The 23932-nt window shown below is 70.8% G+C and carries 25 protein-coding genes and 1 pseudogene; 16 read left to right on the top strand and 10 right to left on the bottom strand.

What is annotated here, in order from left to right:
- Positions 1-8: 8 nt before the first annotated feature.
- The 7 genes from ACFO3J_RS24095 (at position 9) to ACFO3J_RS24065 (ending at position 5373) form a co-directional block, all read left to right on the top strand.
- Positions 9-1052, top strand: a complete 1044-nt coding sequence (locus ACFO3J_RS24095) for a hypothetical protein (protein WP_386432803.1) — start codon at positions 9-11, stop codon at positions 1050-1052.
- A complete protein-coding gene (locus ACFO3J_RS24090) occupies positions 1052-2134 on the top strand; it encodes a hypothetical protein (protein ID WP_386432800.1) in 1083 nt (360 codons plus the stop codon). Before ACFO3J_RS24095 ends, ACFO3J_RS24090 begins: the two co-directional genes overlap by 1 nt.
- Positions 2134-2574, top strand: coding sequence for a hypothetical protein (locus ACFO3J_RS24085; RefSeq protein WP_386432797.1), 441 nt, complete (start codon positions 2134-2136; stop codon positions 2572-2574). Before ACFO3J_RS24090 ends, ACFO3J_RS24085 begins: the two co-directional genes overlap by 1 nt.
- A gap of 43 nt (positions 2575-2617) precedes the next feature.
- Positions 2618-3820 (top strand): sialidase family protein, encoded by a 1203-nt coding sequence (locus ACFO3J_RS24080; RefSeq protein WP_386432794.1) that lies wholly within the window; start codon positions 2618-2620, stop codon positions 3818-3820.
- Positions 3821-3893: 73 nt separating this feature from the next.
- Positions 3894-4793 carry a glycoside hydrolase domain-containing protein gene (locus tag ACFO3J_RS24075; RefSeq protein ID WP_386432791.1) on the top strand — a complete coding sequence of 300 codons (900 nt, stop codon included), beginning with the start codon at positions 3894-3896 and terminating at the stop codon, positions 4791-4793.
- Between the two features lie 51 nt (positions 4794-4844).
- A complete protein-coding gene (locus tag ACFO3J_RS24070) occupies positions 4845-5111 on the top strand; it encodes a hypothetical protein (protein ID WP_386432788.1) in 267 nt (88 codons plus the stop codon).
- 1 nt (position 5112) lies between these two features.
- Positions 5113-5373, top strand: a complete 261-nt coding sequence (locus tag ACFO3J_RS24065; protein WP_386432785.1) for a hypothetical protein — start codon at positions 5113-5115, stop codon at positions 5371-5373.
- Between the two features lie 180 nt (positions 5374-5553).
- On the opposite strand, the gene ACFO3J_RS24060 is transcribed toward ACFO3J_RS24065, so the two are convergent.
- Genes ACFO3J_RS24060 through ACFO3J_RS24050 form a run of 3 tightly spaced genes read right to left on the bottom strand, consistent with a single transcriptional unit; the run spans position 5554 to position 7163 of the window.
- Positions 5554-6405, bottom strand: coding sequence for a helix-turn-helix domain-containing protein (locus ACFO3J_RS24060; RefSeq protein ID WP_386432782.1), 852 nt, complete (start codon positions 6403-6405; stop codon positions 5554-5556).
- A 19-nt stretch (positions 6406-6424) separates the two neighbouring features.
- Complete coding sequence (locus ACFO3J_RS24055) at positions 6425-6949, bottom strand: DUF6879 family protein (protein WP_386432779.1); 525 nt, start codon at positions 6947-6949, stop codon at positions 6425-6427.
- Positions 6915-7163 (bottom strand): hypothetical protein, encoded by a 249-nt coding sequence (locus ACFO3J_RS24050; protein ID WP_386432776.1) that lies wholly within the window; start codon positions 7161-7163, stop codon positions 6915-6917. The genes ACFO3J_RS24055 and ACFO3J_RS24050 overlap by 35 nt, the downstream gene beginning before the upstream one ends.
- Before the next feature lie 268 nt (positions 7164-7431).
- Here ACFO3J_RS24050 and ACFO3J_RS24045 point away from each other — a divergent pair, with 268 nt between their 5' ends.
- Together ACFO3J_RS24045 and ACFO3J_RS24040 are read left to right on the top strand one after the other, a co-directional pair.
- Positions 7432-7746, top strand: a complete 315-nt coding sequence (locus tag ACFO3J_RS24045) for a hypothetical protein (protein WP_386432773.1) — start codon at positions 7432-7434, stop codon at positions 7744-7746.
- A 107-nt stretch (positions 7747-7853) separates the two neighbouring features.
- Positions 7854-8057, top strand: a complete 204-nt coding sequence (locus ACFO3J_RS24040; protein ID WP_386432770.1) for a hypothetical protein — start codon at positions 7854-7856, stop codon at positions 8055-8057.
- Positions 8058-8351: 294 nt separating this feature from the next.
- Here ACFO3J_RS24040 and ACFO3J_RS24035 read toward each other — a convergent pair whose 3' ends face one another.
- From ACFO3J_RS24035 to ssd, 3 genes and pseudogenes are all read right to left on the bottom strand, one after another.
- A complete protein-coding gene (locus tag ACFO3J_RS24035) occupies positions 8352-8531 on the bottom strand; it encodes a hypothetical protein (RefSeq protein ID WP_386432767.1) in 180 nt (59 codons plus the stop codon).
- Positions 8532-8856: 325 nt separating this feature from the next.
- Positions 8857-9444: pseudogene (locus tag ACFO3J_RS24030) on the bottom strand (ATPase, T2SS/T4P/T4SS family); the annotation flags it as partial.
- Entirely contained in the window at positions 9441-10550 is a 1110-nt protein-coding gene (gene ssd / locus ACFO3J_RS24025) for a septum site-determining protein Ssd (RefSeq protein WP_386432764.1), read from the bottom strand. The gene ssd and the pseudogene ACFO3J_RS24030, both read right to left, overlap by 4 nt.
- Before the next feature lie 439 nt (positions 10551-10989).
- On the opposite strand from ssd, the gene ACFO3J_RS24020 reads away from it, so the two are divergent.
- On the top strand, positions 10990-11835 hold the full coding sequence (locus ACFO3J_RS24020) for an HAD family hydrolase (protein ID WP_386432762.1): 846 nt from the start codon (positions 10990-10992) through the stop codon (positions 11833-11835).
- A 193-nt stretch (positions 11836-12028) separates the two neighbouring features.
- Here the strand turns inward: ACFO3J_RS24020 and ACFO3J_RS24015 are convergent, their stop codons facing one another.
- Positions 12029-12886, bottom strand: a complete 858-nt coding sequence (locus ACFO3J_RS24015) for an oxidoreductase (RefSeq protein WP_386432760.1) — start codon at positions 12884-12886, stop codon at positions 12029-12031.
- A 106-nt stretch (positions 12887-12992) separates the two neighbouring features.
- Between ACFO3J_RS24015 and ACFO3J_RS24010 the strand changes: the two genes are divergently transcribed.
- From ACFO3J_RS24010 to ACFO3J_RS23985, 6 genes are all read left to right on the top strand, one after another.
- Positions 12993-14033, top strand: a complete 1041-nt coding sequence (locus ACFO3J_RS24010) for an ATP-binding protein (protein WP_386432757.1) — start codon at positions 12993-12995, stop codon at positions 14031-14033.
- Positions 14034-14441: 408 nt separating this feature from the next.
- Positions 14442-16781: a bifunctional SulP family inorganic anion transporter/carbonic anhydrase gene (locus tag ACFO3J_RS24005; RefSeq protein ID WP_386432755.1), complete on the top strand. Its 2340-nt coding sequence runs from the start codon at positions 14442-14444 to the stop codon at positions 16779-16781.
- A gap of 88 nt (positions 16782-16869) precedes the next feature.
- On the top strand, positions 16870-18828 hold the full coding sequence (gene acs, locus ACFO3J_RS24000; RefSeq protein ID WP_386432752.1) for an acetate--CoA ligase: 1959 nt from the start codon (positions 16870-16872) through the stop codon (positions 18826-18828).
- A gap of 88 nt (positions 18829-18916) precedes the next feature.
- Positions 18917-19072, top strand: a complete 156-nt coding sequence (locus tag ACFO3J_RS23995; protein WP_386432749.1) for a hypothetical protein — start codon at positions 18917-18919, stop codon at positions 19070-19072.
- A 42-nt stretch (positions 19073-19114) separates the two neighbouring features.
- Positions 19115-19570: a phage holin family protein gene (locus ACFO3J_RS23990; protein WP_386432746.1), complete on the top strand. Its 456-nt coding sequence runs from the start codon at positions 19115-19117 to the stop codon at positions 19568-19570.
- A 13-nt stretch (positions 19571-19583) separates the two neighbouring features.
- Positions 19584-20540 (top strand): alpha/beta fold hydrolase, encoded by a 957-nt coding sequence (locus ACFO3J_RS23985; RefSeq protein ID WP_386432743.1) that lies wholly within the window; start codon positions 19584-19586, stop codon positions 20538-20540.
- A 387-nt stretch (positions 20541-20927) separates the two neighbouring features.
- On the opposite strand, the gene ACFO3J_RS23980 is transcribed toward ACFO3J_RS23985, so the two are convergent.
- The 3 genes from ACFO3J_RS23980 to nth all read right to left on the bottom strand — a co-directional run bounded on the left by ACFO3J_RS23980 (position 20928) and on the right by nth (position 23691).
- Positions 20928-22127: a MarP family serine protease gene (locus ACFO3J_RS23980; RefSeq protein ID WP_386432740.1), complete on the bottom strand. Its 1200-nt coding sequence runs from the start codon at positions 22125-22127 to the stop codon at positions 20928-20930.
- A 110-nt stretch (positions 22128-22237) separates the two neighbouring features.
- A complete protein-coding gene (locus ACFO3J_RS23975; RefSeq protein WP_386432737.1) occupies positions 22238-22921 on the bottom strand; it encodes an NUDIX hydrolase in 684 nt (227 codons plus the stop codon).
- Positions 22918-23691 (bottom strand): endonuclease III, encoded by a 774-nt coding sequence (nth, locus tag ACFO3J_RS23970; protein ID WP_386432734.1) that lies wholly within the window; start codon positions 23689-23691, stop codon positions 22918-22920. Before nth ends, ACFO3J_RS23975 begins: the two co-directional genes overlap by 4 nt.
- Positions 23692-23932 lie beyond the last annotated feature (241 nt).

Here is a 23932-nt window from a genome sequence, read left to right as displayed (position 1 = left end):
AGGAACCGATGGCATTCGCCGAGAACCCGCTGTGGATCAACGCCCTGTCGTACTCCGGTGCGCAGATGAGGCACGCCGAGGCGATGATTCTGGCGGCCACCGGAACAGCGGGGGGCGTCGGCGGCGGCGTGCGGCCGGGCGACCCGGGCTTGCTGGTGACGCTGACGGGCATGGCCGGGAGCGTCGCGTCCGGCGTCGCCGCGGTCCCCGGCCTGTCGGGGCAGGGGCTGTACCGGGCGTACACGGCGAGCACGAGCACGTTCACCGTGTCCACCGCGCACGCCTCGCTGACCAGGATCGACCTGGTGTACCTGAGGGTGTGGGACAACGCCGCCGACGGCAGCGGGCTGACGCAGGCCGACGTGGTCTACCTGGCCGGCACCGCGGGCTCAGGGACAGCGCCGACCCCGGCCGGGACGCAGCTCTACATCCCGCTGGCGACCGTCACCGTGCCTCCGGGCTCGACGACTCCGTCCGTGGCGGACGCGAGGCCCGCCGCCGTCGCCCCGGGCGGGATCGCCCCGGTGGCGTCCGCCGCACTGCCCACCGCCGGGCTGTATATCGGGCACGCCCGCTACAACCTCGTGCGCGGCATGATCGAGACCTGGAACGGCAGTGCCTGGGTCGCCCAGGGCGACTGGGTCACCTACACGCCAACCTGGACCGCGGCGACCACCAACCCCACGCTCGGCGGGGGCGCCACCCTTACCGGCCGGTACTCCCTCGTCGGGAAGCTGTGCACGGCCAAGATCGAACTCGCGACCTCATCGAACACCCTCTTCGGCAGCGGGGTGTACGCCTGGGCCATCCCGTTCGCCTCCAGCGCCAACGGGACCGGAGTGTCGATGGGTGCGGGACACGGCATCAACGCGTCCGGCCGGTGGGACCTGCAAGGGCTGGTCACGTCCGTGCAGAGCATCATGAACGTCTGGACACCCTCGGCCAGCGGTGACTGCCGTCTGGTGTCCCTGGCGTCCGGCCAGGGAATGGGCGGCGTCGCCTGGGCCACCGCCCAGACGATGCGCGTCCAGGTCGAATACGAGATCGCCTGATGGCCGCGGTCGAACTCGACTACTACGCCTGCGACCTCAAATCCGGTGTCGTCGTCGAGGAATTGCAGTCGCTGTCGCCGGGAACGATCGGCCGGACCCTCGGGTCGAGCACGACGGCGACCGCCGATCTGGCGCTGGCCGGGGCACCACCGGACTGGGTGTCCGCCACCCAGCCGGGCCGGTCCATGGTGGTCGCTGCGGACCGGCTCACCCACCAGCCCATCTGGCCGGGCATCGTCCTGACCCGCCAGCGCGGCTCGGACCCCACCGCGCAACTCGGACTCGTGACTCCAGAGGCGTACCTCGACCGCCGGTACACCGGAAGCTACGACGCCTCCGGCGGCGCCGACCAGGTCGCCATCATGACCGGCGTGTCCAGCGCGCTGCTCGTGGACGCCCCGCCCTTCGTCATCGACGCACCCGCCCTCGGCGTCAGCGGCGTCTACTCCCTCCAGGACGGCGACGACCGCACCGTGCTCTCCGCCCTCCAGGAACTCCAGCAGATGGACGGCTGGCCGGAGTGGACGATCGATGTCCAGTGGGCTACCGCCGACCGCAGCGCCGTCCAGCTTGTGCTCCGAATCCGGCAGCAGATCGGCGTGGTCCGCCCCGACCCCGAGGCGACCTTCGACCTGCCGGGCTGCATCACCAGCTACAACCAGTTGGAGTCCTACGAGGCTGGCAAGGGCGCCACCGACGTACTCGCCTGGGGCGAAGGCGAGGGCTCCGGCAGGCTCCACAGCGACAGCTACACCGCTGACGATCTGATCGCGGCCGGCTGGCCCCGCTGGGTCTACCGCTACACCCCGGCCAGCAACACCACCAGCCCCGCCGCCCTCAACGCCTCTGCGGCGCTGACCATCGCGCAGATGCGCCTGGGCTCCAGCGTGTGGACCGTCGAGGCCGCTGCCAGCGCGGCTCCCCGCCTCGGCTCCGACTGGGCCCTCGGCGACTCCGTCCGCACGAAGATCACGACCAGCGACGGACACCCCGACGGCGCCGATGTCGTCGCCCGCGCCTACGGATGGCAGCTCGATGCCGAGGGCAACACCGTCACCCCGATCATGGTGGAGGACGACTGATGCCGCTCCCCATCGACCGCATGCCCGCCGACGCCCGCACCGCCGCCGCCCGGACCATCGGCCTCGCACGGGACCTCAAAGAGCTGCGCGCGGCACGCCGGTCGGCGGTCCCCAACCCGTGGCAGCCCCTGGCCCTGGCCAGCGGCTGGATGCCGGCGGGCTCGACCTGGGCCGCCCCACAGGTACGCCAGCAACCCGATGGCACGGTGCAGCTACTGGGCAGCATCGTCCCGGGCACGCTCACCGCGGGCACCGTACTGGCCGCGCTGCCCGCTGGATTCGCCCCGCAGGACGACCTGGAGTGGCGCGTCGGCGGGGGCGCAGCCACCTCGTCCGCCGACCTGTACGTCATCGCCGCAACCGGTGCCGTCACCATCCAGAACATCAGCGGCACTATCACGCGCATCTCGCTGAGCGCGCTCATTTTCCCCGCCGCGTAGCCGTACCGCTCCCCTACTCCCACCCCGAAAGGGCTACTTCCGCATGCCCGCTCGCCGTACCGCAGCGCTCGCCGCTGCCCTCCTGCTCACCTCTCTCGCCGTCACGGCCGCCGCGCCGCACCCGACGGCCAGGCCGGCCAAAGACCTGGTGTGCGAGACGACACTGTGGGCGCCCAACACCTTCGGGAACACGGCCTACCGCATCCCCGCGGTGGTCCGCACCGGCAGCACCTTGGTGGCGTTCGCCGAGGCCCGCCGCAACTCGCCGTCCGACAGCGGCGACATCTCGGTGGTGGAGCGCCGTTCGACCGACGGCGGCTGTACCTGGACGCCCCAGCAGACCGTGGCCGACTACGGCAACGGTGTGATCGGCAACGAAGTCCCCCTGGTTACGGCCGCTGGGGGATTGGCGCTCATCACCGACAGCCAGGCCGGCGCGGTGACGCAGGACGACATCCAGGCCGGGACCGTCAGCGCGGCGGACGGGCGCCGCGTCTGGATCCAGGCCAGCGCAGACGCGGGCGCGACCTGGTCGCCGAGGCGCGAGATCACCTCGCAGGTGAAGCTGCCGGACTGGCGCTGGTTCGCGACCGGACCCGGCCACGGGATCACCGTGCAGTACGGCGCAGCCCTCGGGCGTTTCGTGGTTGCCGCGGACCACACGGGCGAGACCCGCAACGACCGGGGCATCGAAGCGATGATCTCGGACGACAGCGGCCGGACCTGGCGCATCGGCGCCCTCGATGACCACAGTGCGGCCGATGACCCGGTCCGCCCGGACGAGACCACGGCCGCCGAACTGCTGGACGGCCGGATCTACCTGTCCTCGCGCAACGTCGACGGGTCGCTCCAGGACCCGCCGCTCGGCCGCGGCTACACCTACTCCCTCTCCGACGGCTCGACCTTCAGCGCCCCATCCCGGCCGATGCCCGGCCTGGTCGCTCCCGAGGCGGAGGGCAGCGTGCTCCAGGACCCCGGGCTGCCCGCCGGAGTCTCGTGCCACCCGCTGCTGTACTCCGGCCCCGAGGACCCCGCGGTCCGGCAGCACCTGACGATCCGCCGGTCCGACGACGGCGGGATCACCTGGTACGACATCGCCGAGATCACCGCCCCGGACGGCCCGGCGGCGTACAGCGACATCGTCAAGGTCGACCGCACGCACCTCGGCATCGCCTACGAGACGTGGGACGGCCCTGGTCAGCCCGCCCGCATCGCCTGGACGACCATCACCCTCGGCTGCCCCTGACCTGCAACCGCATCACCGCAACCACCGACGCCCCGTGCCTGCTGGCCGGGGCTTTCGCACGCCCGGAGGCAACATGACCACGATCCTCGGCGTCGACTACGCCTGGTCGCACCCCGGCGGCGCCGCACTGGCAGCGGCCGGGAAGAAGTTCGCCGCCCGGTACCTGTCGGGCGACACCTCGAAGAACCTCACCCGCGCCGAAGCCGACGACCTGGCCGCGCACGGCGTCGCGTCCGTCGTGGTCTGGGAGTCCACCGCCGACCGCGCCGGGCAGGGCTACGCGGCCGGTGCCGCCGACGCCGAACGCGCCGTGCTCCAGGCCCAGGCCGCGGGCAAGCCCGACAGCAGGCCCATCTACTTCGCCGTCGACTACGACGCCGACTCAGCCATCGTCGCCCCGTACTTCCGGGGTGTGGCCTCGGTCATCGGCCTCGCTCGCACCGGCGTCTACGGCGGCTATCGGACCGTGAAGTACATGCTCGACTACCAGATCGCTACCTGGGCCTGGCAGACCACGGCCTGGTCCGGCGGCCGGTGGGATCCGCGCGCCCACATCCGCCAGGGCGGCACGGTCACGATCCACGGCGTCTCCTGCGACCTCAACACCGCCACGACCACCGACTACGGCCAGTGGACCCCCGCCCACACTCCCACCGTCCAGGAGGACGACATGCCCCTGAGCAAGGCAGACGTAGAGCTGTTCCTGTCCACCGAGATGGACGACCCGACCAAGCCCGGCTCGGCGACCGTCACCGTGCGCGGCGCCCTGTGGGCCGCCTACGGGCAGGCCAACGCCGCCAACGCCGCCGCGCAGAAGAACGCCGCGCAGGTCGGCGCGCTCCAGGCCGTCGTGACGCAGCTGCTCGCCGCGGTGAAGAGCGGCTCCACCCTCACCCCGGCGCAGGCCACTGCGGCGGCCGAGACCGGCGCCAAGGCCGCGCTCGCCGAACTCGGCGCCGCCCTCACCAGTTGATCGCCTTCGCAGCACCGCGAAAGCGAACCTCACCAGCAGAAAGGTTCCACCATGAGCAGCATCGGACTCCCCTCCGGGACCACCGTCGTCAAGACCGCCCGCACCTACGCCATCGACCTCGCCGAGCGCGTCGGCGCCACCTTCGTCGTCGCCACCGGCGGTGTCCTCGTCACCGCCACCGCGGGCAACGTCGGCACCGTGTCGTTCTGGCAGGCCGTCGCCGCGGGCGGGGTCGCTGCGGCCGGGTCCCTGATCAAGGGCATCCTCGCCCGGGCGTTCGGCACCAAGGACAGCGCGAGCCTGGCCAAGGGCGTCTGACATGACGCCGGCGGACCCGGGCGTCTACATCTCGCCCGCCCAGACCCACGCGGAGGTGAGGCGCGTCGCCGACGGTCAGATCCGGATGGAAGGCAAGCTCGACGAGATCGTCCGGGACTTGCGGGACAGCCGGGATCATCTCGCCGACCACGAGTCCCGCCTCCGCCGACTGGAAGCCAACCGGTGGCCGCTGCCGACCATCGGTGCCATCGCCGGAGTCGGCGGCGCCGTCGCCGCGGTCGTGGCCCTGCTCCAGCACTGAACACCCTGCCCCCGTCTGGACCTCACGGTCCGGGCGGGGGCTTTCGTGCGTCCAGGCTCGAGTTTTCGCGTCACAGAGACGAGAACCTCGCGCCCGCTGTCCGACCCCGGCGGTACGGTGGAGACCCAATCCCATATGGCTGTGCGGTTGGTTGCCCCCGTCTTCAGCGGGACGGGGGCCTCAGCCCAGCGCGTCGATCGCCTTCACGATCAGGGCGCGGGCCTGGGCGCCGTACACGGCCTGCCGGTGGAACGCACCGAACGCCTTGACGTACTGGGCGACCTCGTCCGGCGCTGTGATCGTCACCGACGCGGACAGCGGCTCGTGGTCCACGCGCGCGTCGTCGAACACGCTGAACGACTCGACCGGCCACGTCTCGCGCTGGACAGCGAAGGGGATGACGCCCAGCGAGACCGCGGGCAAGTCCATCGCGGAGAGCAGTGAGCCGAGCTGTCCGGCCATCACGCTGGCGTCGCCGAGCTGGTAGCGCAGCACGCTTTCCTCGATCACTATGGCGAAGCGCCGCCCGCTCTCGCGGATGATCTGCGACCGGTTCACGCGGGCCGTGACCGCCTCGGCAACGTCGTCGGGCAGCCCCCGGAAGGCGGCGATGCCCCCGAGCAGGGCGCTGGCGTAGCCGGGCGTCTGGAGAAGGCCGGGCACGACATTGGAGCAGTACACCCGGAAGTGCTGGGTGCGCTCGTAGAGCGGCACGCTGGCCTGCTGCAACCGCTTCAGGCCGGTCCGCTGGAGGCGCCGCCACTGCACGTACATGGAGTCGGCCTGCCGGTTGGCGGCGATCAGGTCCGGCGCCATGCTCTCCGCCCCGCACGCACGGCACCACGCCAGGACATCGGCGTCTGAGGGTGCCGTGCGTGCGTTCTCGATGCGCCCCGACTTCGCCTCGCTCCACCCGCACCTCGCGGCGATCTCCCGCTTGGTCATGGCGGCGTCGAGACGGATCTCACGGAGCCGCGCGGCCAGCGCCTCTCTCGCGGCCTGGACGCTCGATGATGGGGATGTGGGAGGCATGTGGTGCTTGCGGGCCCTCTTACCGGATCTCGTACTGGGCGTGAGGGGTGGCGCGGTCCCAGACCCGCTCGAAGGCGGCGGCGTTGAGCCCGACGAGGGCGGCGTCGTCGAAGAAGTCCTCACCCAGGAAGTCGCCGTTGCCCGCGAAGTTGTGCACGCGGATCACCGCGCCGTCGAAGATCCAGAAGTCGCAGCCGGGCATCAGGAGATCGGCGGTGTGCTGCCGGGGCAGCCACCGCACCTGCTCGCCCGCCGCGATGTTGGCGTGGGTGACGTAGTGCTCCCAGCGGATGTACTCCGTCACCGGCTCCGAGACGACCCGTGCCCGGCGCACGACGACTCCCCGCCCGACCGCTTCCGCGATCTGGTCATGGAACGGACGCCACCAGCTCGCGTGATCGCTCCAGTCGACCCGGGCGCCCTGCCGCCACTCCTCGAAGCGCGGGTTGCTGTAGTACGTGTCCCGCATCTCCAGGTGCACGGCCGACTGCTTGGCGTCGGCCAGCAGTTCATCGAACGAGGCCGAAATGCTCTTCGGCGACATCGCACGCCTCCCTCACGATCTTGATCATCCGGGCGGGAATGCGGACGACGGCCTCATGGTCGGGCAGGGGTCCGCTTGTCCGGACCTGCTCGTTCAGTGCCTCGTCCGCCTTCCAGCCCTGGATGACGAACTCCTGCTTCTCGTCGTCCACCCAGACCCGCGGGCAGTTCTTACCGTCGGTGTTCGGGTCGATGCCGATGAACCGTAGCGTCACGATGCGCTCCCTTGCCGAGGTACTTTCACGGACTTGCATCACGGTCCGGCTCCGGTGAGGCCCCGTCAAGAGGGCGAAGCAGCCGTACCCGAGGCCAGGAACCCGGGTGCTAGTCGGTGCAAGTTCGTGGCGCCTGCAAGCCCCGCTTTCCTACCGTCATCGTCAGCGTCTCGTCCCGGTGCCGTCCTGGCCCGCGGCGGGGCAGCGAAATGCCCCCGCGGCTGGCAGGCCCGGGAGCGCGGACGACGCCTGTGAAGGGGCGACGACAATGACGGATGCTACAGGCGTTCGGCCGTACACGGTGCGGGACTTCCTCGACGCCGAGCTGCCGAGGTTCGACCGCGTACCGAAGCTGGAGTCGCTGGCCGGCGAGTTCACCGAGCAGCCGCTGGACGCCACGGTCGACGACATCCGCACCGTCATCGCCGCCCGGATCAGCATGGAGGACTACCGGCGCCTCCACATCCTCGTCAGTCACCTGTACCTGCGGTGCGATGCCGGCTTCCTCCTGACCCGCCAGCTGCGCGCCGAGGTGAACCGTGCCTTCGGCCGCCGCGGCCAGACACCCGCTGAGAGGAGGTGACCACCAATGTCCTGCCCGAATGAGAACTGCCGCAAGGGCGGCTGCACCACCGAGCCCAAGCCCGCAGTCGGCCAGCCCGGCCGGCGCTGAGCCCCCGGGATGACCCGATGTCCTATCGCCACGGGGCGTCCGTCGGCCCGTACTGCGTCGGCACCGGCCCGCTCGACACCCCCAAGCAGCACGCCAAGTGCTCCGGTACCAGGGCCCGGTACCTGCCCGGCACACCACCCGGCGGCGCACCCGTGCTGCCCGAGACCGTGTGCGGCTGCACCTGCCACCGCGACACCGTGGACCAGATCCGCCGCCACTAGCCGGGCCGCCGGCGGAGACACCTTGACAGGGGGTGCGCTATGGAACCGCCGGCGGCCCACCCAGTCCCCGTACCGCGTGCTCCCCCGCGGGCGGTATGGCGGACGCGGCGGCCGGCCGGACAGGAAGACGGTCGGCCGCCGTTCGACCGCCGGGGTCCTGGAACTCGGTGCCCCCCTCGCAGGGCCCCGGCGCCAGACGGCCCGCACGGACCCGCCACCTGTGGAGGCGCCCGGGACCGTGCGTGCCTCCGCCGTTCAGGTGGCAGGTGTGGTCCGCGCTGGAGACCTGCTTGCTTAACCTCTCCGGTTGGTGAGGTCGTATCCCCAGGCGATGAAGGGCCCCGTGACGGCGTACACCTCGGCGTCGCCCTGGTGGCCGAGGAGAACGAGGAGTACGGCGGCTCCGAGGGTCGAGCAGTACATGATCACCTGGTTGCGGGTGGGGCCTGGCTGGGCGGCCGGCAGTCTGGCCATACTGGAGTGCTCCCGTCTTGAGGGATGGCGAGCTAAGGGTCACCCGCTGCGCCTCGATAACGACGCGGGTGGCCCTTCGCCTTGACAGATGTGGTTATACCGCCGCCGGACCTCTGCGAGGGTGTCGCTGCCTGGCGGGCACCGGCGAACGGCGCGGGCTGCCCCGATGCGATCACACAAGAGGTCCCGCTCAAGGCTTTCTGCATAACCATTCACGGCCCATACAAGGCGCACGAATCCGGCCTTAGTGCCCTCCTGACCTGCGGAAACACCACGCCTCGCCCGTGGCGTATGCATAGGAAATCCAGGTGTGTCCCAAACTAGATGTGGGGTTGCCACAGCCCGTTCCCCCGCTGATCAGGAACGACAGCCGAGCGTCCAGCACCGCCCGCAGCAGCGCGGCGGTTTCGCGGTCCAGGGTCCCGGCGGCGACCAACTCGGCCAGGGCGAAGGCCCGGGCCCGCACGACTCGAAGCGAGAGGCACGGGGAGCCGACGACGACCGGTGGGAGGACGGCGTGCAACCGGGTGCCGTCCGGCAGCCGGGCGTCGACCCAGGGCCGGGCGTCGTCCAGGCGCCGGCCGGCTGTGGTGGCCAGTCGCTGGGCGAGGCGGCGCACCGAGGCGGCGTCGGCGAAGGTGATGCCGCTGCGTTCCAGGCCGCGGCCCCGGTCGATCCACACCTGGTCAGGCGCGTTGACCAGGATGTCGGTGACGTCGGGGTCGGCCAGCAGGGATTCCAGCGGGCCCGCGCCGACGAGCTCGGAGCGCAGCGCCGCCACTACGTCGAGCACTTCCGCGTCGCCGAGCAGCCGGCCCCGGGCCCGCAGCGCCGCGGCGACCCGGGCCGGGGTGGGTTCGCCACCCCGCTCGGCGAGGTGCAGCCTTACGGCATCGAGGAGTTCGGCGGTCATGCGGGCACGCTCCCGATACTGGGCGTGGCCTGCGCGAGGAAGGCTCCGCAGAAGCGTGCGAGGGGTCCGCGTCCGGAGGCGCCCGGTGGTCCGGTGCCGGACACCGCGTCCGCGAGGGCCGGTTCGGGCGGCAGCTCACCCGCGAGCGGCACTCCGACCAGACGGGCGATCTCACGGTCGCGGAGCCCGGAGTCGAAGGGGCCGCGCGCGACGACGCGCAGATCCTTCAGGACCATGCCGATCGCGGACGCCACCCGGGTGGCGGCGGCAACCGCCCGCAGCTCGGCCGGGACGACCAGCAGCCCGACATCGATCTGGGCGAGTGTCTCGGTGATTGCCTCGTCCACCCGCCGGGGCAGATCGACCACGACCACCCCGCCCCTACGCCGGGCCGCGCCGAGCACCGAGCGCATGGCCTGCGGCGGGATCAGCACCGAGTCGCCCCGGTCCCAGCTGAGCACGCTGAGTGAGTCGAGTCTGGGCAGGGACTCCTCCAGCGCACCGCTGTTCACCCGCCCGCGAGAGTCGGCGAGGTCGGGCCAGCGCAGTCCTCTGACACGCTCGGCACCGAGCATGATGTCGAGGCCGCCGCCGAGCGGATCCGCGTCGATGAGCATGGTGCGCCGGCCGGTCCGCGCCGAGGTGACCGCGAGCGCGCAGGCCAGGGTGCTGGCGCCGGCACCGCCGCGGCCGCCCACCACGCCAATGGTCAGCGCCGGTTCGCCGACTCCCTCGGCGATGTCCGCGATCCGGTCGACCAGCCAGCTCTCGGCGTCGGGCAGAAAGAGCACATGGTCGGCTCCGATCCCGACACCGCGCCGCCAGGCTTCCGGGTCGTCCAGATTCCGCCCGATCAGCAGCACGCCTTTGCGCCGGGGGGCGCCGCGCACTCTTCCGGACGCTTCCGCTCCGACCAGGACAAGGGGTGCATCGTCCCAACTCGTGGCGCGTGGCGGGCTTGCGAAGACGACTTCCGGTTCCGTACCGGCCGCCGCGCACAACCGCAGCAGATCGTCGAGGAGGCTTTCGTCCTCGGTGACAATCAGCGGTCCGCCCGATCGTTCCATCGGCGTCGACAACCGGTCGTTCTTGGTGGTTCCTGTCATTTCCCTGTCCCCCATCGCTTGAGATGCGAGCACGGCGTGCTTCGCCTGTGATCAGCTTGGGACAGAGCGAGGAATTGAGACGGTCTCGGTCGGAATCTGTGGACAACTCGGCCTTTGTGGATAACTCCGCCACCCGGACGGGTGAGTTCCGCCGAACCGAGAAACGATTACGGACAGTCACTCGTCATACACGGTGAAACGTACACACATGCGAAGGAGACCGAGATGAACGGCGGCATCGTGGGACACGGCCGAGAGCGGCAACACGTATCCGGACATGCGACGACCCCCGCCGGGGGGGAGAGCGGGGGTCGTCCCCACGATCTGACTCGGGGGGGGAGGAGCCAGACCGGGTTAGCACGGTCGCGAACGATCCGTGACTTCCATGGTGTACCCGGAGACGTCTCCAAGCAAACCCACGCGCCTGAGCTTACGCCGAATGGTGGTTGCCTATGCTCGTCCCGTGGAAAACCACCTGCCACCGCGCACCGCGGCGTTCTTCGATCTCGACAAGACCGTGATCGCCAAGTCCAGCACGCTCGCCTTCGGGCGCTCCTTCTACCACGGCGGTCTCATCAACAGACGAGCGGTATTGCGTACCGCCTACGCCCAGTTCGTGTACTTGGTCGGTGGTGCGGATCACGACCAGATGGAGGGCATGCGCAAATACCTGTCCGAACTGTGCCGGGGCTGGAATGTTCAGCAGGTCCGGGAGATCGTCGCGGAGACGCTTCATGACCTGATCGACCCGATCATCTACGACGAGGCGGCCTCGCTGATCGAGGAACACCACGCGGCCGGCCGCGATGTGGTGATCGTCAGCGCGTCCGGATCAGAGGTCGTCGAGCCGATCGGCGAGATGCTCGGCGCGGACCATGTGGTCGCCACGCGTATGGTCGTGCAGAACGGCGCGTACAACGGCGAGATCGAACACTACGTCTACGGTCCGGCGAAAGCCGAAGCCATCGCCCGGTTGGCGGAGTCGGAAGGCTACGACTTGGAGAGGTCCTTCGCCTACAGCGACTCGGTGACCGACATCCCCATGCTGGAGGCAGTGGGTCACCCGTACGCCGTCAATCCGGACCGGGCTTTGCGCAAAGAGGCTGTCGCCCGCGACTGGCCGGTGCTCACGTTCAGCCGACCGGTGCGGCTGAATCAGCGGATCCCGTCGCTGTCGATGCCGACGGGACCGGCGCTGGCCGTCGCCGCCGTCGGGGCAGCGGCAGCCACCGCGGGCCTTGTGTGGCTGGCCGCACGCCGCCGCCGACCGATGACCGCGTCCTGACGCGCCTTGAAAAGTGAACAGCGCAGCTGAAAACCGGGCCCGCCACGCGGATGACAGCCAAGACCCTTCCCGGGCCGGCCCCATACGCCCACGCACGGACCGGTAGGCGAGCGGCGGCACCGCCGGTGCCGCCGCGGGCTGCGCCCGGGAGGGGCCGGTCACCAGCCCAGCCGGTAAGCGCGGCAGCCGTCGCTCAGGCCGCGCCCCGCTGAAGAGCCTCGCAGACGGCGACGCTCTCCCGGGCCCCCAGTTCCAAGGCCCGGCCGCAGTGCGCGATCCACTCGGCCATCCCCTCGGGAACGCCGGAGGCGTATCCCTCGAGGGCCTTGAGATAGTCGGCCCGCCCCAACTCCGCGTAGCCGACCTCCGCCGGGCAGATGGACTTGGGGTCGAGTCCGCTGCCGACCAGCACGATCCGCTCGGCCGCTCGGGCGACCGGACCGTTGAAGGATCCGAAGGGGCGCAGACACAGAAGTTCGCCGTGCACCACCGCGCCGGTCACCAGCGCGGGGGCCGCGCTGCCCGCGCGCAGCAGTTCGGCCAGTCCGTCCAGCCGGGCGGCCACCTCGGGCGGCTCGGGCAGTGGGATCTCCGCGATCCCGACCAGCGGCTCGTCCACCGGTTCCCCGGCCAGCCGCGGCCGGCCCACCGTCGGCGCCGCGGCTGCCCCGCCCGCCGCAACCAGGTGCAGCCGCGCCAGTGCCTGGAGCGGCGACTGCCGCCAGACACCGAGGAGTTGTCCCGCCTCCGCGGTGAGCCGCAGCGCCGCGCCGACGGTCCGGGCCTCGTCATCGGCCGAGAAGTCGCTGCGCCGACGCACCTCTTCCAGCGACCAGTCGGCGCCGGCCAGAGCCGCCGACGCCCGCGCACCGCGCAATGCCGCCTCGGACGTAACCTCGTCGGACCGGCGGCGCATCACCCGATGCCCGTAGACCTTGTCCACCGCCTGCCGGACCGCCTCCACCGACTCGGGCACACCCGGCAGGGCGCCCAGCACGGCCAGCGGATCAACCGGCTCGGGGACGGCGGATGAAGCTGCTTTCGTAGCCATGCTTCCGACCCTACGCACCCCCTGAGGGGCGACACGACCTCGATCGAGTGGCCTTCCCCACTCCGAACCACGCTCTGGCGGGGCCCCACCACTACGCTGACCGAACATGAAGATCGCTTTCGTCGGAAAGGGCGGCAGCGGCAAGACCACGCTGTCATCCCTGTTCATCCGTCATCTCGCCGCCGCCCGGGTCCCGGTCGTCGCGATCGACGCGGACATCAATCAGCACCTCGGTCCTGCGCTCGGCCTCAGCGAGGACGTGGCAGCCGCGCTGCCCGCGCTGGGCGCCCATCTGCCCGAGATCAAGGAATACCTGCGCGGGGCCAACCCGCGGATCGCCTCCGCGGAGGCCATGATCAAGACCACCCCGCCCGGCCAAGGCTCCCGGCTGCTGCGGTTGCTGGAGGACAACCCGGTCTACGCCGCCTGTGCCCGCCGGGTCACGCTGGACGAGGAGCGGAACGCCGGATCCGACGGCGGTCCGGAAACCGATACCGATGGTGTCGCCGGCGTACGGCTGATGGTGACCGGCCCCTTCAGCGAGTCCGACCTGGGCGTCGCCTGCTATCACTCCAAGGTCGGCGCCGTGGAGTTGTGCCTGAACCACCTGGTGGACGGCCGCGGCGAGTATCTGGTCGTCGACATGACGGCGGGGAGCGACTCCTTCGCGTCCGGGATGTTCACCCGTTTCGACCTGACCTTCCTGGTGGCCGAGCCCACGCGCAAAGGCGTCGCCGTCTACCGCCAGTACAAGGAGTACGCCCGCGACTTCGGCGTCAGTCTCGCGGTGATCGGGAACAAGGTGCAGGGCGAGGACGACGTGGCCTTCCTGCGGGAGGAGGTGGGCGAGGACCTGCTGGTCACCGTCGGCCACTCGGACTGGGTACGAGCCATGGAGAAGGGCCGGCCGCCGAGCTTCACCCTGCTGGAAGAGACCAACCAGCGGGCGCTGCGCACCATGCACGAGCGCGCGGACGCCTCGTACGCGGCCAGGGACTGGGCCCGCTACACCCGCCAGATGGTGCATTTCCACGAGCGGAACGCCGAGAGCTGGGGCAACGCGAGGACGGGCGCGGATCTGGCGGACCAGATCGACCCCGGCTTCGTACTGAGCGAGTCGCTGCCGTCGGTCCCGACCAACGCCTGACCGTCCCGCTCCCGGGCCGCGGCCACCCCAGCGGCCAACGCCCCACCGGAGGACCTTCGACCAGGCGCGTCTGACCGCGCCTCAGCCCAGCCATCGGCAAGGGCCGACCGGAATCTCCGTCCGGTCGGCCCGCACCCCCGGTAATTCCGGCCAGCCGTCCTTCGACGACGCACGGCCCAGGCGGCCGGGCGTCGACCCTCCCGTGCCCGCCCAGCACACTCAACGTGACTCTCGTGATTGTTCATCTCATCCGCAAATTCACTCGATAGCGGTAAATAACCCCCCGATCCGACCTCTGGACTTCACTCTCCGCAGTCAGTGCATTACTCTCCATTTACTGGCACTTGAGAATAGCGATGACATCACGTCGCGCTATCAGCTCCCGCCGTCCACCGAAGGAGACGGGAAATGAGACTGCACTCTCTCGATCGACTCACCTGCTACCGGTCCGATCTGTCCGCCTCGATCACGGTCTTCCTGATCGCCGTCCCCCTCTCGCTCGGCCTCGCGCTGGCGACCGGTGCGCCGCTGCAAGCCGGGCTGGTCGCCGCAGCGGTCGGCGGCATCGTCGCCGGTTGCCTCGGCGGCGCGCCCCTCCAGGTGAGCGGCGCCGCGACCAGCCTGGTCGTGGTCACCGCCGGACTCGTCCAGCACTACGGCTGGCCCGCGGTCTGCGCGATCACCGTCCTGGCGGGACTGGCCCAGTTGCTGCTCGGCGCGCTGCGGGTGGCCAGAGCGGCCCTCGCGGTGAGCCCGGCAGTCGTGCACGGCATGCTCGCGGGTATCGGTACGGTCATCGCCGTCGGCCAGTTGCACGTGGTGCTCGGCGGCAGCCCCCAGAACTCGGCGATCGCCAACATCGCGGCCCTGCCGGGACAACTGATGGACAGCCACCCCATCACCCCGGTGATCGGGGCACTGACCGTGGCCGTGCTGCTCGGCTGGCCCCGGCTGCGAGGCAGAGCCCGGGTGCTGCGGGCGGTCCCGGCACCGCTGGCGGCTGTCGCGGTGGCCACCGCGGCGAGCACGGGTTTGTCGGTGCCGCGGGTCGAGTTGCCGAGCTGGAGCGCCCCGGTGCTGCCCTCGCTGCCGGAGGGCCCGGTGCTCGGGGTGCTCGCGGCGGTCGTCACCGTCACGCTGGTGGCGAGCATGGAATCGCTGCTGTCGGCGGTGGCCGTGGACAGCCTCCAGGCCAAACGCCCGGGTCCGCAGGCTCCTGCGGCGGGGCTCGACCGGGAACTGCTCGGTCAAGGCCTCTCCAACGTGGTCTCCGGGATGCTCGGCGGCATGCCCGTCGCGGGAGGCGCGATGCGCGGATCCGCCAACGTCGAGGCCGGCGCCCGCACCCGCCGGGCCACGGTGCTGCACGGCGGCTGGGTGCTGATCTGCGCGGGCGCGGCCTCCAAGGCGCTGGAGGCGATCCCGCTTGCCGCGCTGGCGGCCCTGGTGATGCTGGTCGGGGCGCGCATGGTGAGCTTCGCCCACATCCGGAACATTCACCGGCACCGCGAGTTCCCGGTGTACGCCGCCACGGTCGGCTCGGTGGTGGTCTTCGGAGTGCTCCAGGGCGTACTGACCGGCGGCGCGGTCGCGGTCGTGCTGGCGATGCGGCGCCTCACCCACGCCCGGGTGACCGTCACCGAGGAAGACGGGTGCCACCGGGTGCGGGTGACCGGGCAGTTGACGTTCCTGGCGGTGCCCCGGCTGACCCGGTCCTTCGCCCAACTGCCCGAAGGGGCGGATGTGGTGGTGGAGCTGGACGGTTCCTTTATGGACCACGCGGCCTATGAGGCGTTGAGCGCCTGGTCCGCCCGGCATCGTTCGCACGGGGGACGGTTGGTGCTCGGGGACGGCGCCGGACGGACCGTCATGGAGCCGGTCGGCGCCCATGTCTGCCGCCCCTGGACACCCTGGCGCAATCATCACTGCACCCGTCCGGCCGCGGTCCCCACGACCAGCGGTGGTCAGCTGCTCAGCGGCGTCACCGCGTTCCAGCGCGATACCGCCCCCTTGGTCCGCGAGGAGCTGGCCCGATTGGCGCGGGAGGGTCAAAGTCCCGGCCAGCTGTTCCTGACCTGCGCCGACTCACGGCTGGTCACCAGCATGATCACCTCAAGCGGCCCGGGGGACCTCTTCACGGTCCGCAATGTCGGCAACCTGATGCCGCCGCCGGGTTCCGACGCGTCCTGCGACTCGGTGGCCGCGGCGGTGGAGTACGCGGTGGAGGTGCTCCAGGTCTCCAGCATCACGGTGTGCGGCCATTCGGGGTGCGGTGCGATGCAGGCGCTGCTCGGTTCCGATCACGAACCGGGCGCGCAGACGCCGTTGGCCAGATGGCTGCGGCACGGCCGCCCGAGCCTGGCGCGGCTGAGCCGGACCGGTCCGCTGGGCCGCGGCGAGGTGGCGGTCGCCGACCGACCGATCGCCGACGACCAGGAGCGGCTCGCCCTGGTCAATGTGATGACGCAGCTCGACCACCTGATGGCCCACCCCTGTGTCACCCGCCGGGTCGGCGAGGGGACCCTGCAGTTGCACGGCATGTATTTCCATGTCGCCGAGGCGCAGGCGTACATCGTGGACCGGTCGACGGGCGTGTTCGCGGCGGTACGACCGGATGCCGCCTTGGCCGGCCCGTTCGCCGCGCCGGGCCCGTCCGGCGCATCCGGCGCATCCGGTACGTCGCTCGGGAATGCGCCGCTGGGCCCTGATGGACAGGAGGGGGTGGAGGGACTTGCCACAAAGGTCTAAACCATTTTTATCAGGAGCCCTTGTCACGGCGACTCGGGACTGGTGAGGTAGGGCCGGGAGATTTGGGACACCCTGACAAGGAGCTGGCGTGAGCAGCAACGAAAGCCTGGCCAACCTGCTGAAGGAGGAGCGGCGATTCGCTCCCCCGGCCGAACTGGCCGCCGCAGCCAATGTCACGGCTGCGGCGTACGAGCAGGCCAAGGCCGACCGGCTGGGCTTCTGGGCCGAGCAGGCCCGCCGCCTGACCTGGGCGACGGAGCCCACTCAGACGCTGGACTGGTCGAACCCGCCGTTCGCCAAGTGGTTCGCGGACGGGAAACTCAACGTCGCCTACAACTGCGTGGACCGCCATGTCGAGGCCGGCCACGGCGACCGGGTCGCCATCCACTTCGAGGGAGAGCCCGGCGACACCCGTGCCATCACTTACGCCGAGCTGAAGGACGAGGTCTCCCGCGCGGCCAACGCGCTGACCGAGCTGGGCGTCCGCAAAGGCGACCGGGTGGCGGTCTATCTGCCGATGATCCCCGAGGCGGTCGTGGCGATGCTGGCCTGCGCCCGGGTCGGCGCGGCGCACTCCGTGGTCTTCGGCGGCTTCTCCGCCGACGCGGTGGCCTCCCGGATCGACGACGCGGACGCCAAGCTGGTGATCACCGCCGACGGCGGCTACCGGCGCGGCAAGCCGACCGCGCTCAAGCCGGCCATCGACGAGGCGGTCTCCCGCACCCCGCAGGTCGAGCATGTGCTGGTGATCCGCCGGACCGGCCAGGACATCGGCTGGACCGAAGGCCGCGACATCTGGTGGCACGAGATCACCGCCCGGCAGTCCGCCGAGCACACCCCGGAGGCGTTCGAGGCCGAGCAGCCGCTGTTCATCCTCTACACCTCGGGCACCACGGGTAAGCCCAAGGGGATCCTGCACACTTCCGGCGGCTACCTCACCCAGGCCAGTTACACCCACCACGCGGTCTTCGACCTCAAGGCGGAGACCGATGTCTACTGGTGCACCGCCGACATCGGCTGGGTCACCGGCCACTCGTACATCGTCTACGGCCCGCTCTCCAACGGCGCCACCCAGGTGATCTACGAGGGCACCCCGGACACCCCGCACCAGGGCAGGTGGTGGGAGATCGTGGAGAAGTACGGCGTCACGATCCTCTACACCGCGCCCACCGCGATCCGGACCTTCATGAAGTGGGGTGACGACACGCCGGCGAAGTTCGACCTGACCAGCCTTCGGGTACTGGGCAGTGTGGGCGAGCCGATCAACCCCGAGGCGTGGATCTGGTACCGGGAGCACATCGGCGGCGGACACACCCCGGTGGTCGACACCTGGTGGCAGACCGAGACCGGCGCCATGATGATCTCCCCGCTGCCCGGTGTCACGGCGGCCAAGCCCGGTTCCGCGCAGACCCCGCTACCCGGTATCTCCGCGACCGTGGTGGACGACGAGGCCAACGAAGTGCCGGACGGCTCGGGCGGCTATCTGGTGCTCACCGAGCCGTGGCCGTCGATGCTGCGCACCATCTGGGGCGACGACCAGCGCTACATCGACACCTATTGGTCCCGTTTCGAGGGCCGCTACTTCGCCGGTGACGGCGCCAAGAAGGACGACGACGGCGACATCTGGCTGCTCGGCCGGGTGGACGACGTGATGCTGATCTCGGGCCACAACATCTCCACCACCGAGGTCGAGTCGGCGCTGGTCTCGCACCCCAAGGTCGCCGAGTCCGCGGTGGTCGGCGCCACCGACCCGACGACCGGCCAGGCCATCGTGGCCTTCGTCATCCTGCGCGGCACCGCCGAGGACAGCGCGGAGCTGCTGGTCGAGCTGCGCGACCACGTCGGAAAGACCCTGGGCCCGATCGCCAAGCCCAAGCGCATCCTCACCGTCTCCGAGCTGCCGAAGACCCGCTCGGGCAAGATCATGCGCCGTCTGCTGCGCGATGTCGCGGAGAACCGGGTGCTGGGGGACGTCACCACGCTCACCGACTCGACGGTGATGGACCTGATCCAGCAGAAACTCCCCGCGGCTCCCAGCGAGGACTGAGCCGCACCGGCCATCCCGTCCGCTCGGCGCATCCAGGCCGGTCGTACCGGGTGGGCCCGCGGTCGGGCGGTATCCGCAGGGGCGTCCGGTGGCCACCGGACGCCCCTCACCCGTTCGGGGTCAAACCGCCGCGACCCCGCTCAAGCCGCTCGACAGCGGCCACCGCGCGCCGGCCGAGCGGCAGGAGCAGGACGAGGCGCTCGTCCAACTGGTCGGAGACCACGGCGTGGAGGACAGGCCGTAGGGCATGATCGGGGGACGAACCGTATCGATGACGGAGGACACGATGAGCCCAGCCCCAGAGCACACAGGCGACGGGCGCAGCATCGGGCAACTGTTCGCCGCCGCCACGGCGGAGATGTCCGCCCTGGTGCACGACGAGATCGCCCTGGCCAAGGCCGAGTTGCGGCAGGACGCCCGGCGGGCCGCGATGGGCAGCGTCGCGCTCGTGCTGGCTCTGGCGCTGGCCCTCTTCGCGGTGCCCATGGGGACCATGGCCCTGGCGTATGTGCTGCACAGGACCGGGCTGCCGCTCGACGCCTCGTTCGCCATCGTGTTCGGCGCCTTCGTGGTGCTGGCCGCGCTCATCGGACTGCTGGGGATCGGCCGGTTCAAGAAGGTCAAGCCGCCGGAGCGTTCCATCTCCTCCGCCAAGCAGACCGCGGCCGTGCTGCAGAAGGCCAAGCCGCACCCGCGCCCCCAAGAGCCCGCCGAGGCAAAGGCGATCGACGCCAGGATGTGACACGCTCAGGGGCATGAATGCCGCCGTCCGGCCTCACGGATCCTACGATCCCGCCCATCCGAATACGCCCTTCCCGCGCGTCGACGGGCCGTGGACGCACCGGGACGTGGCCGCCAACGGCGCCCGCTTCCACATCGCCGAGATGGGTGACGGGCCGCTGGTGCTGCTGCTGCACGGCTTCCCGCAGTTCTGGTGGACCTGGCGTCATCAGCTGACCGCACTGGCCGACGCCGGCTTCCGGGCGGTGGCGATGGACCTGCGCGGGGTCGGCGGCAGCGACCGTACGCCGCGCGGCTACGACCCGGGCAATCTCGCGCTCGACGTCACCGGGGTGATCCGCTCGCTGGGCGAGCCGGACGCCGCGCTCGTCGGGCACGATCTGGGCGGCTATCTGGCCTGGACGGCGGCGGCGATGCGGCCCAAGCTCGTCCGCCGGCTGGCGGTCTCCTCGATGCCGCACCCGCGCCGGTGGCGTACGGCGATGCTCACCGACCTGCGGCGCAGCGGCTCCGGGGCGTACATCTGGGGTTTCCAGACGCCGTGGCTACCGGAGCGTCAACTCGTGGCGGACGACTCCGCGCTGGTCGGCAAGCTGATCAAGGAATGGTCGGGGCCGCGGCTGCCGGACCAGGAGTCGGTCGACGTCTATCGCCGGGCGATGCAGATCCCGTCCACGGCGCACTGCGCGGTCGAGCCGTACCGCTGGATGGTGCGGTCGATGGCCCGGCCGGACGGCATCCAGTTCAACCGGCGGATGAAGCGCCCGGTGCGGGTCCCGACGCTCCAGATGCACGGCTCGATGGACCCGGCGATCGGCACCCGGAGCGTGGCCGGCAGCGGTGAGTACGTGGAGGCGCCGTATCGCTGGCGGCTCTTCGACGGGCTGGGGCACTTCCCGCACGAGGAGGACCCGGTGGCCTTCTCGGCCGAGCTGATCAACTGGCTGAAGGACCCGGAACCCGACCGGTGAACCCCACCGGTGAACCGGGCGCTGAACCCCGCGGCGGTCGCCGTGCATGGCCCCGCCGGTACGGGGAAGACGCCATCAATATGCCTCTCGTACGGCTGTCCGATGATCGTTCAGAAATGCCGGACGCATAAGCCAATCGGACAACGAAACGGCGATTACCGACCCGGAGGCGCGGGCACGTAGCTTCGTATGGGTTGGACGCACGACTACCGTGACGTATCACGCAATCGCCGCAGCAGCTTCGCCGCCGCCGACCGAGCGGCGCCCATGGCCGCACTCCCGACAGCGGAGAGCCGGCTCGGAATCCCCCGAATCCTCGGCCGCAGAGCCCGCTGGGTCGGCGCCCGGCTGCGCCATCCGCGCGACTGATCCGGCCGCGGCGCCACGTCACAGCGCGCAGCCCTGGGTGTCGACCTGCTGGTCGGCGGTACGGCCGGCCAGGATGTCGGGGCGGATCTCGTCGGAGGTCAGCGCGTAACCGGTGTTGGGGTCGTCCAGGGACTTCGCGAAGACCACGCCGGCCACCTTGCCGTCGGGCGAGAGCAGCGGGCCGCCGGAGTTTCCCTGGCGGACGGTCGCGTACAGCGAGTACACATCGCGGTGCACCGTGCCGCGGTGGTAGATGTCGGGGCCGCTGGCCTCGATACGGCCGCGGACGCGGGCCGCTCGTACGTCGAAGCCGCCGTTCTCCGGGAAACCGGCGACGATCGCGTCGTCCTTGGAGCGCGCGTCACTGGTCGCCAGGGGCAGCGAGGGCGCGTCCAGGCCCGGCACGTCCAGCACGGCGATGTCGCGCTGCCAGTCGTAGAGGACCACCCGGGCGTCGTGCAGCCGGCCCTTGCCGCCGACCTGGACGGTCGGTTCGCGGACACCGCCGACGACATGGGCGTTGGTCATCACCCGGTCCTTGGCGAACACGAAGCCGGACCCCTCCAGTACCTTGCCGCAGTTCGGCGCGGTGCCGACCACCTTGACGATGCTGGGCCGGGCGTCGGTGACCACCGTGCTGTGCACGAGCGCCGGGTCGGGCGCGGGCACCGAGGTGATCGGCTCGGAGCCGAAGGTGCCGAAGACCTGCGGCAGGCCGTTCTGGGCGAGCGTCGTGCTGAAGCTGTCGAACCAGGTGTCCGCCTGGGCCGGCACCACCCGGGACACCCCGAGCAGCACCTTCGACGACCGCACCTGACGCCCTATCGTCGGCAGGGTGGTCGTCGCCAGCGCGCTGCCGATCAGCCACGCCACCAGCAGCATCGCCACCACATTGACCAGCGCGCCGCCGCTCGCGTCCAGCGCCCGGGCCGGTGACCAGGTGATCCGGCCGCGCAGCTTGTTGCCCAGATGGGTGGTGAAGGCCTGCCCCACCGAGGCGCACACGATCACGATGACGACGGCGGAGACCACCGCTGCCGAACCGGGCGAGGCGTTGCCGGTCGCCTTGTCCCAGATCACCGGCAGCAGATAGATCGCGGCGAGGCCGCCGCCGAGGAAGCCCGTCACCGACATGATGCCGACGACGAACCCCTGCCGGTAGCCGACCACGGCGAACCAGACGGCGGCGAGGATGAGCAGGATGTCCAGCACGTTCACGGGAGACACGGTCTCACGGCGGACTGTGGGCGCGGCACTGCACGGCGCCGCACGTCACTGCATGGCCCAGCCGGACCGGGGCGGGCCCGGCCCCGGCCGGCGGGCGCCGATCAGCCCAGCGGCACCGTACGGTCCTCGTCCCAGGGCCGCTCCCATCCCGCGTAGTGCAGGATCTTGTCGATCACGCCGGCCGTGAAGCCCCAGACCAGGGCGTCCTCGACCAGGAAGGCCGGGCCGCGAAAACCGCTGGGGTGGACGAGCATGGCCCGGTTGGCCGGGTCGGTGAGATCCGTCACCGGCACCCGGAAGACCCGGGCGGTCTCGGCCGGGTCCACCACGCCGACCGGGCTGGGCGAGCGCCACCAGCCGAGCACCGGGGTGACGACGAAGCCGCTGACCGGGATGTAGAGGCGCGGCAGCACACCGAAGACCTGCACACCCGCCGGGTCGAGCCCGGTCTCCTCCTCGGCCTCGCGCAGTGCGGCCCGCAGCGGCCCGTCGCCGTCCGGATCGCCGTCCTCCGGGTCCAGGGCGCCACCGGGGAAGGAGGGCTGGCCGGCGTGCGAACGCAGTGCGGCCGAGCGCTCCATGAGCAGCAGGTCGGGGCCCTGATCGCCCTCACCGAACAGGATGAGTACGGCCGAGGGGCGACCGCCCTCGGCCGGCGGCAGGACGCGGCTGAGCTGCTCGGGGCGCATCCCGCGCACCCCGTCGACCACCGGACGCAGCCAGCCGGGCAGTCCGTCGGCGCTGACCTCGACTCCGGCCGCGTCCGCTCCCCGCGCCTGGGTCATGAGGCCGCCAGCGGCGGCGCGGGCGGTCCCGGGTAGTCCGGCGGCGGCTTGAGCCGCTGGCCCGGGAAGCCCCCCTTCTCATACTTGAGCAGCTTCTTCGCCTTCTCCGGGTCCATCTCGCCGGTGCCCACGGCCGGGCAGAGGTGAGCGATCGGGCAGACCCCGCAGGCCGGATTGCGCGAGTGGCACATCCGGCGGCCGTGGAATATCACCCGGTGGGACAGCATGGTCCACTCGGCCTTGGGGAAGAGCCGGGCCACGTCCTGCTCGACCTTCTCCGGGTCCTCCGAGGTGGTCCAGCCGAAGCGGCGCGACAGCCGTCCGAAGTGGGTGTCCACGGTGAGACCGGGCACCCCGAAGGCATTGCCCAGCACCACATTGGCGGTCTTACGGCCGACGCCGGGCAGCTTGACCAGGTCTTCGAGGCGGCCCGGCACCTCGCCGCCGAAATCGTCCCGCAGCGCCGCGGACAGGCCGAGCACCGACTTCGCCTTGGCCCGGAAAAAGCCGGTCGGGCGCAGGATCTGCTCCAGGTCGGAGGGGTCGGCGGCGGCCATCGCCTCGGGCGTGGGGTACTTCGCGAACAGCGCGGGTGTCGTCTGATTGACCCGCAGGTCCGTGGTCTGCGCGGACAGCACGGTGGCGATCAGCAGCTGGAACGGGTTCTCGAAGTCCAGCTCCGGATGGGCATACGGGTAGACCTCGGCGAGCTCCCTGTTGATCCGGCGGGCGCGCCGCACCAGGGCCGTCGGAGGAGCTTGTTCGCTCACGGCTGAATCCGACTTGCCGGCCACTCGTTCGGCCGCCTTGGCAGTCCGTTTCTTCTGCACGCTCGGGCTTTCTGACACCCGGCCAGCCTAAGCCTCGCCACCGACATCCGGCCTCGAACCGCCTTCGGCGCCACGGAACGGACCCTCGATCGGACCCCCGGGGCACCCGACCGCGCTCTGATAAGACATCCTTGTGATTGATCGCACTGTTTGAGACGTCATGCATCATGGGGAAGTCCCC

Source organism: Streptomyces polygonati (assembly GCF_042650325.1).
Classification (GTDB): domain Bacteria; phylum Actinomycetota; class Actinomycetes; order Streptomycetales; family Streptomycetaceae; genus Actinacidiphila; species Actinacidiphila polygonati.
This window is presented reverse-complemented; position numbering and strand designations above follow the sequence as displayed.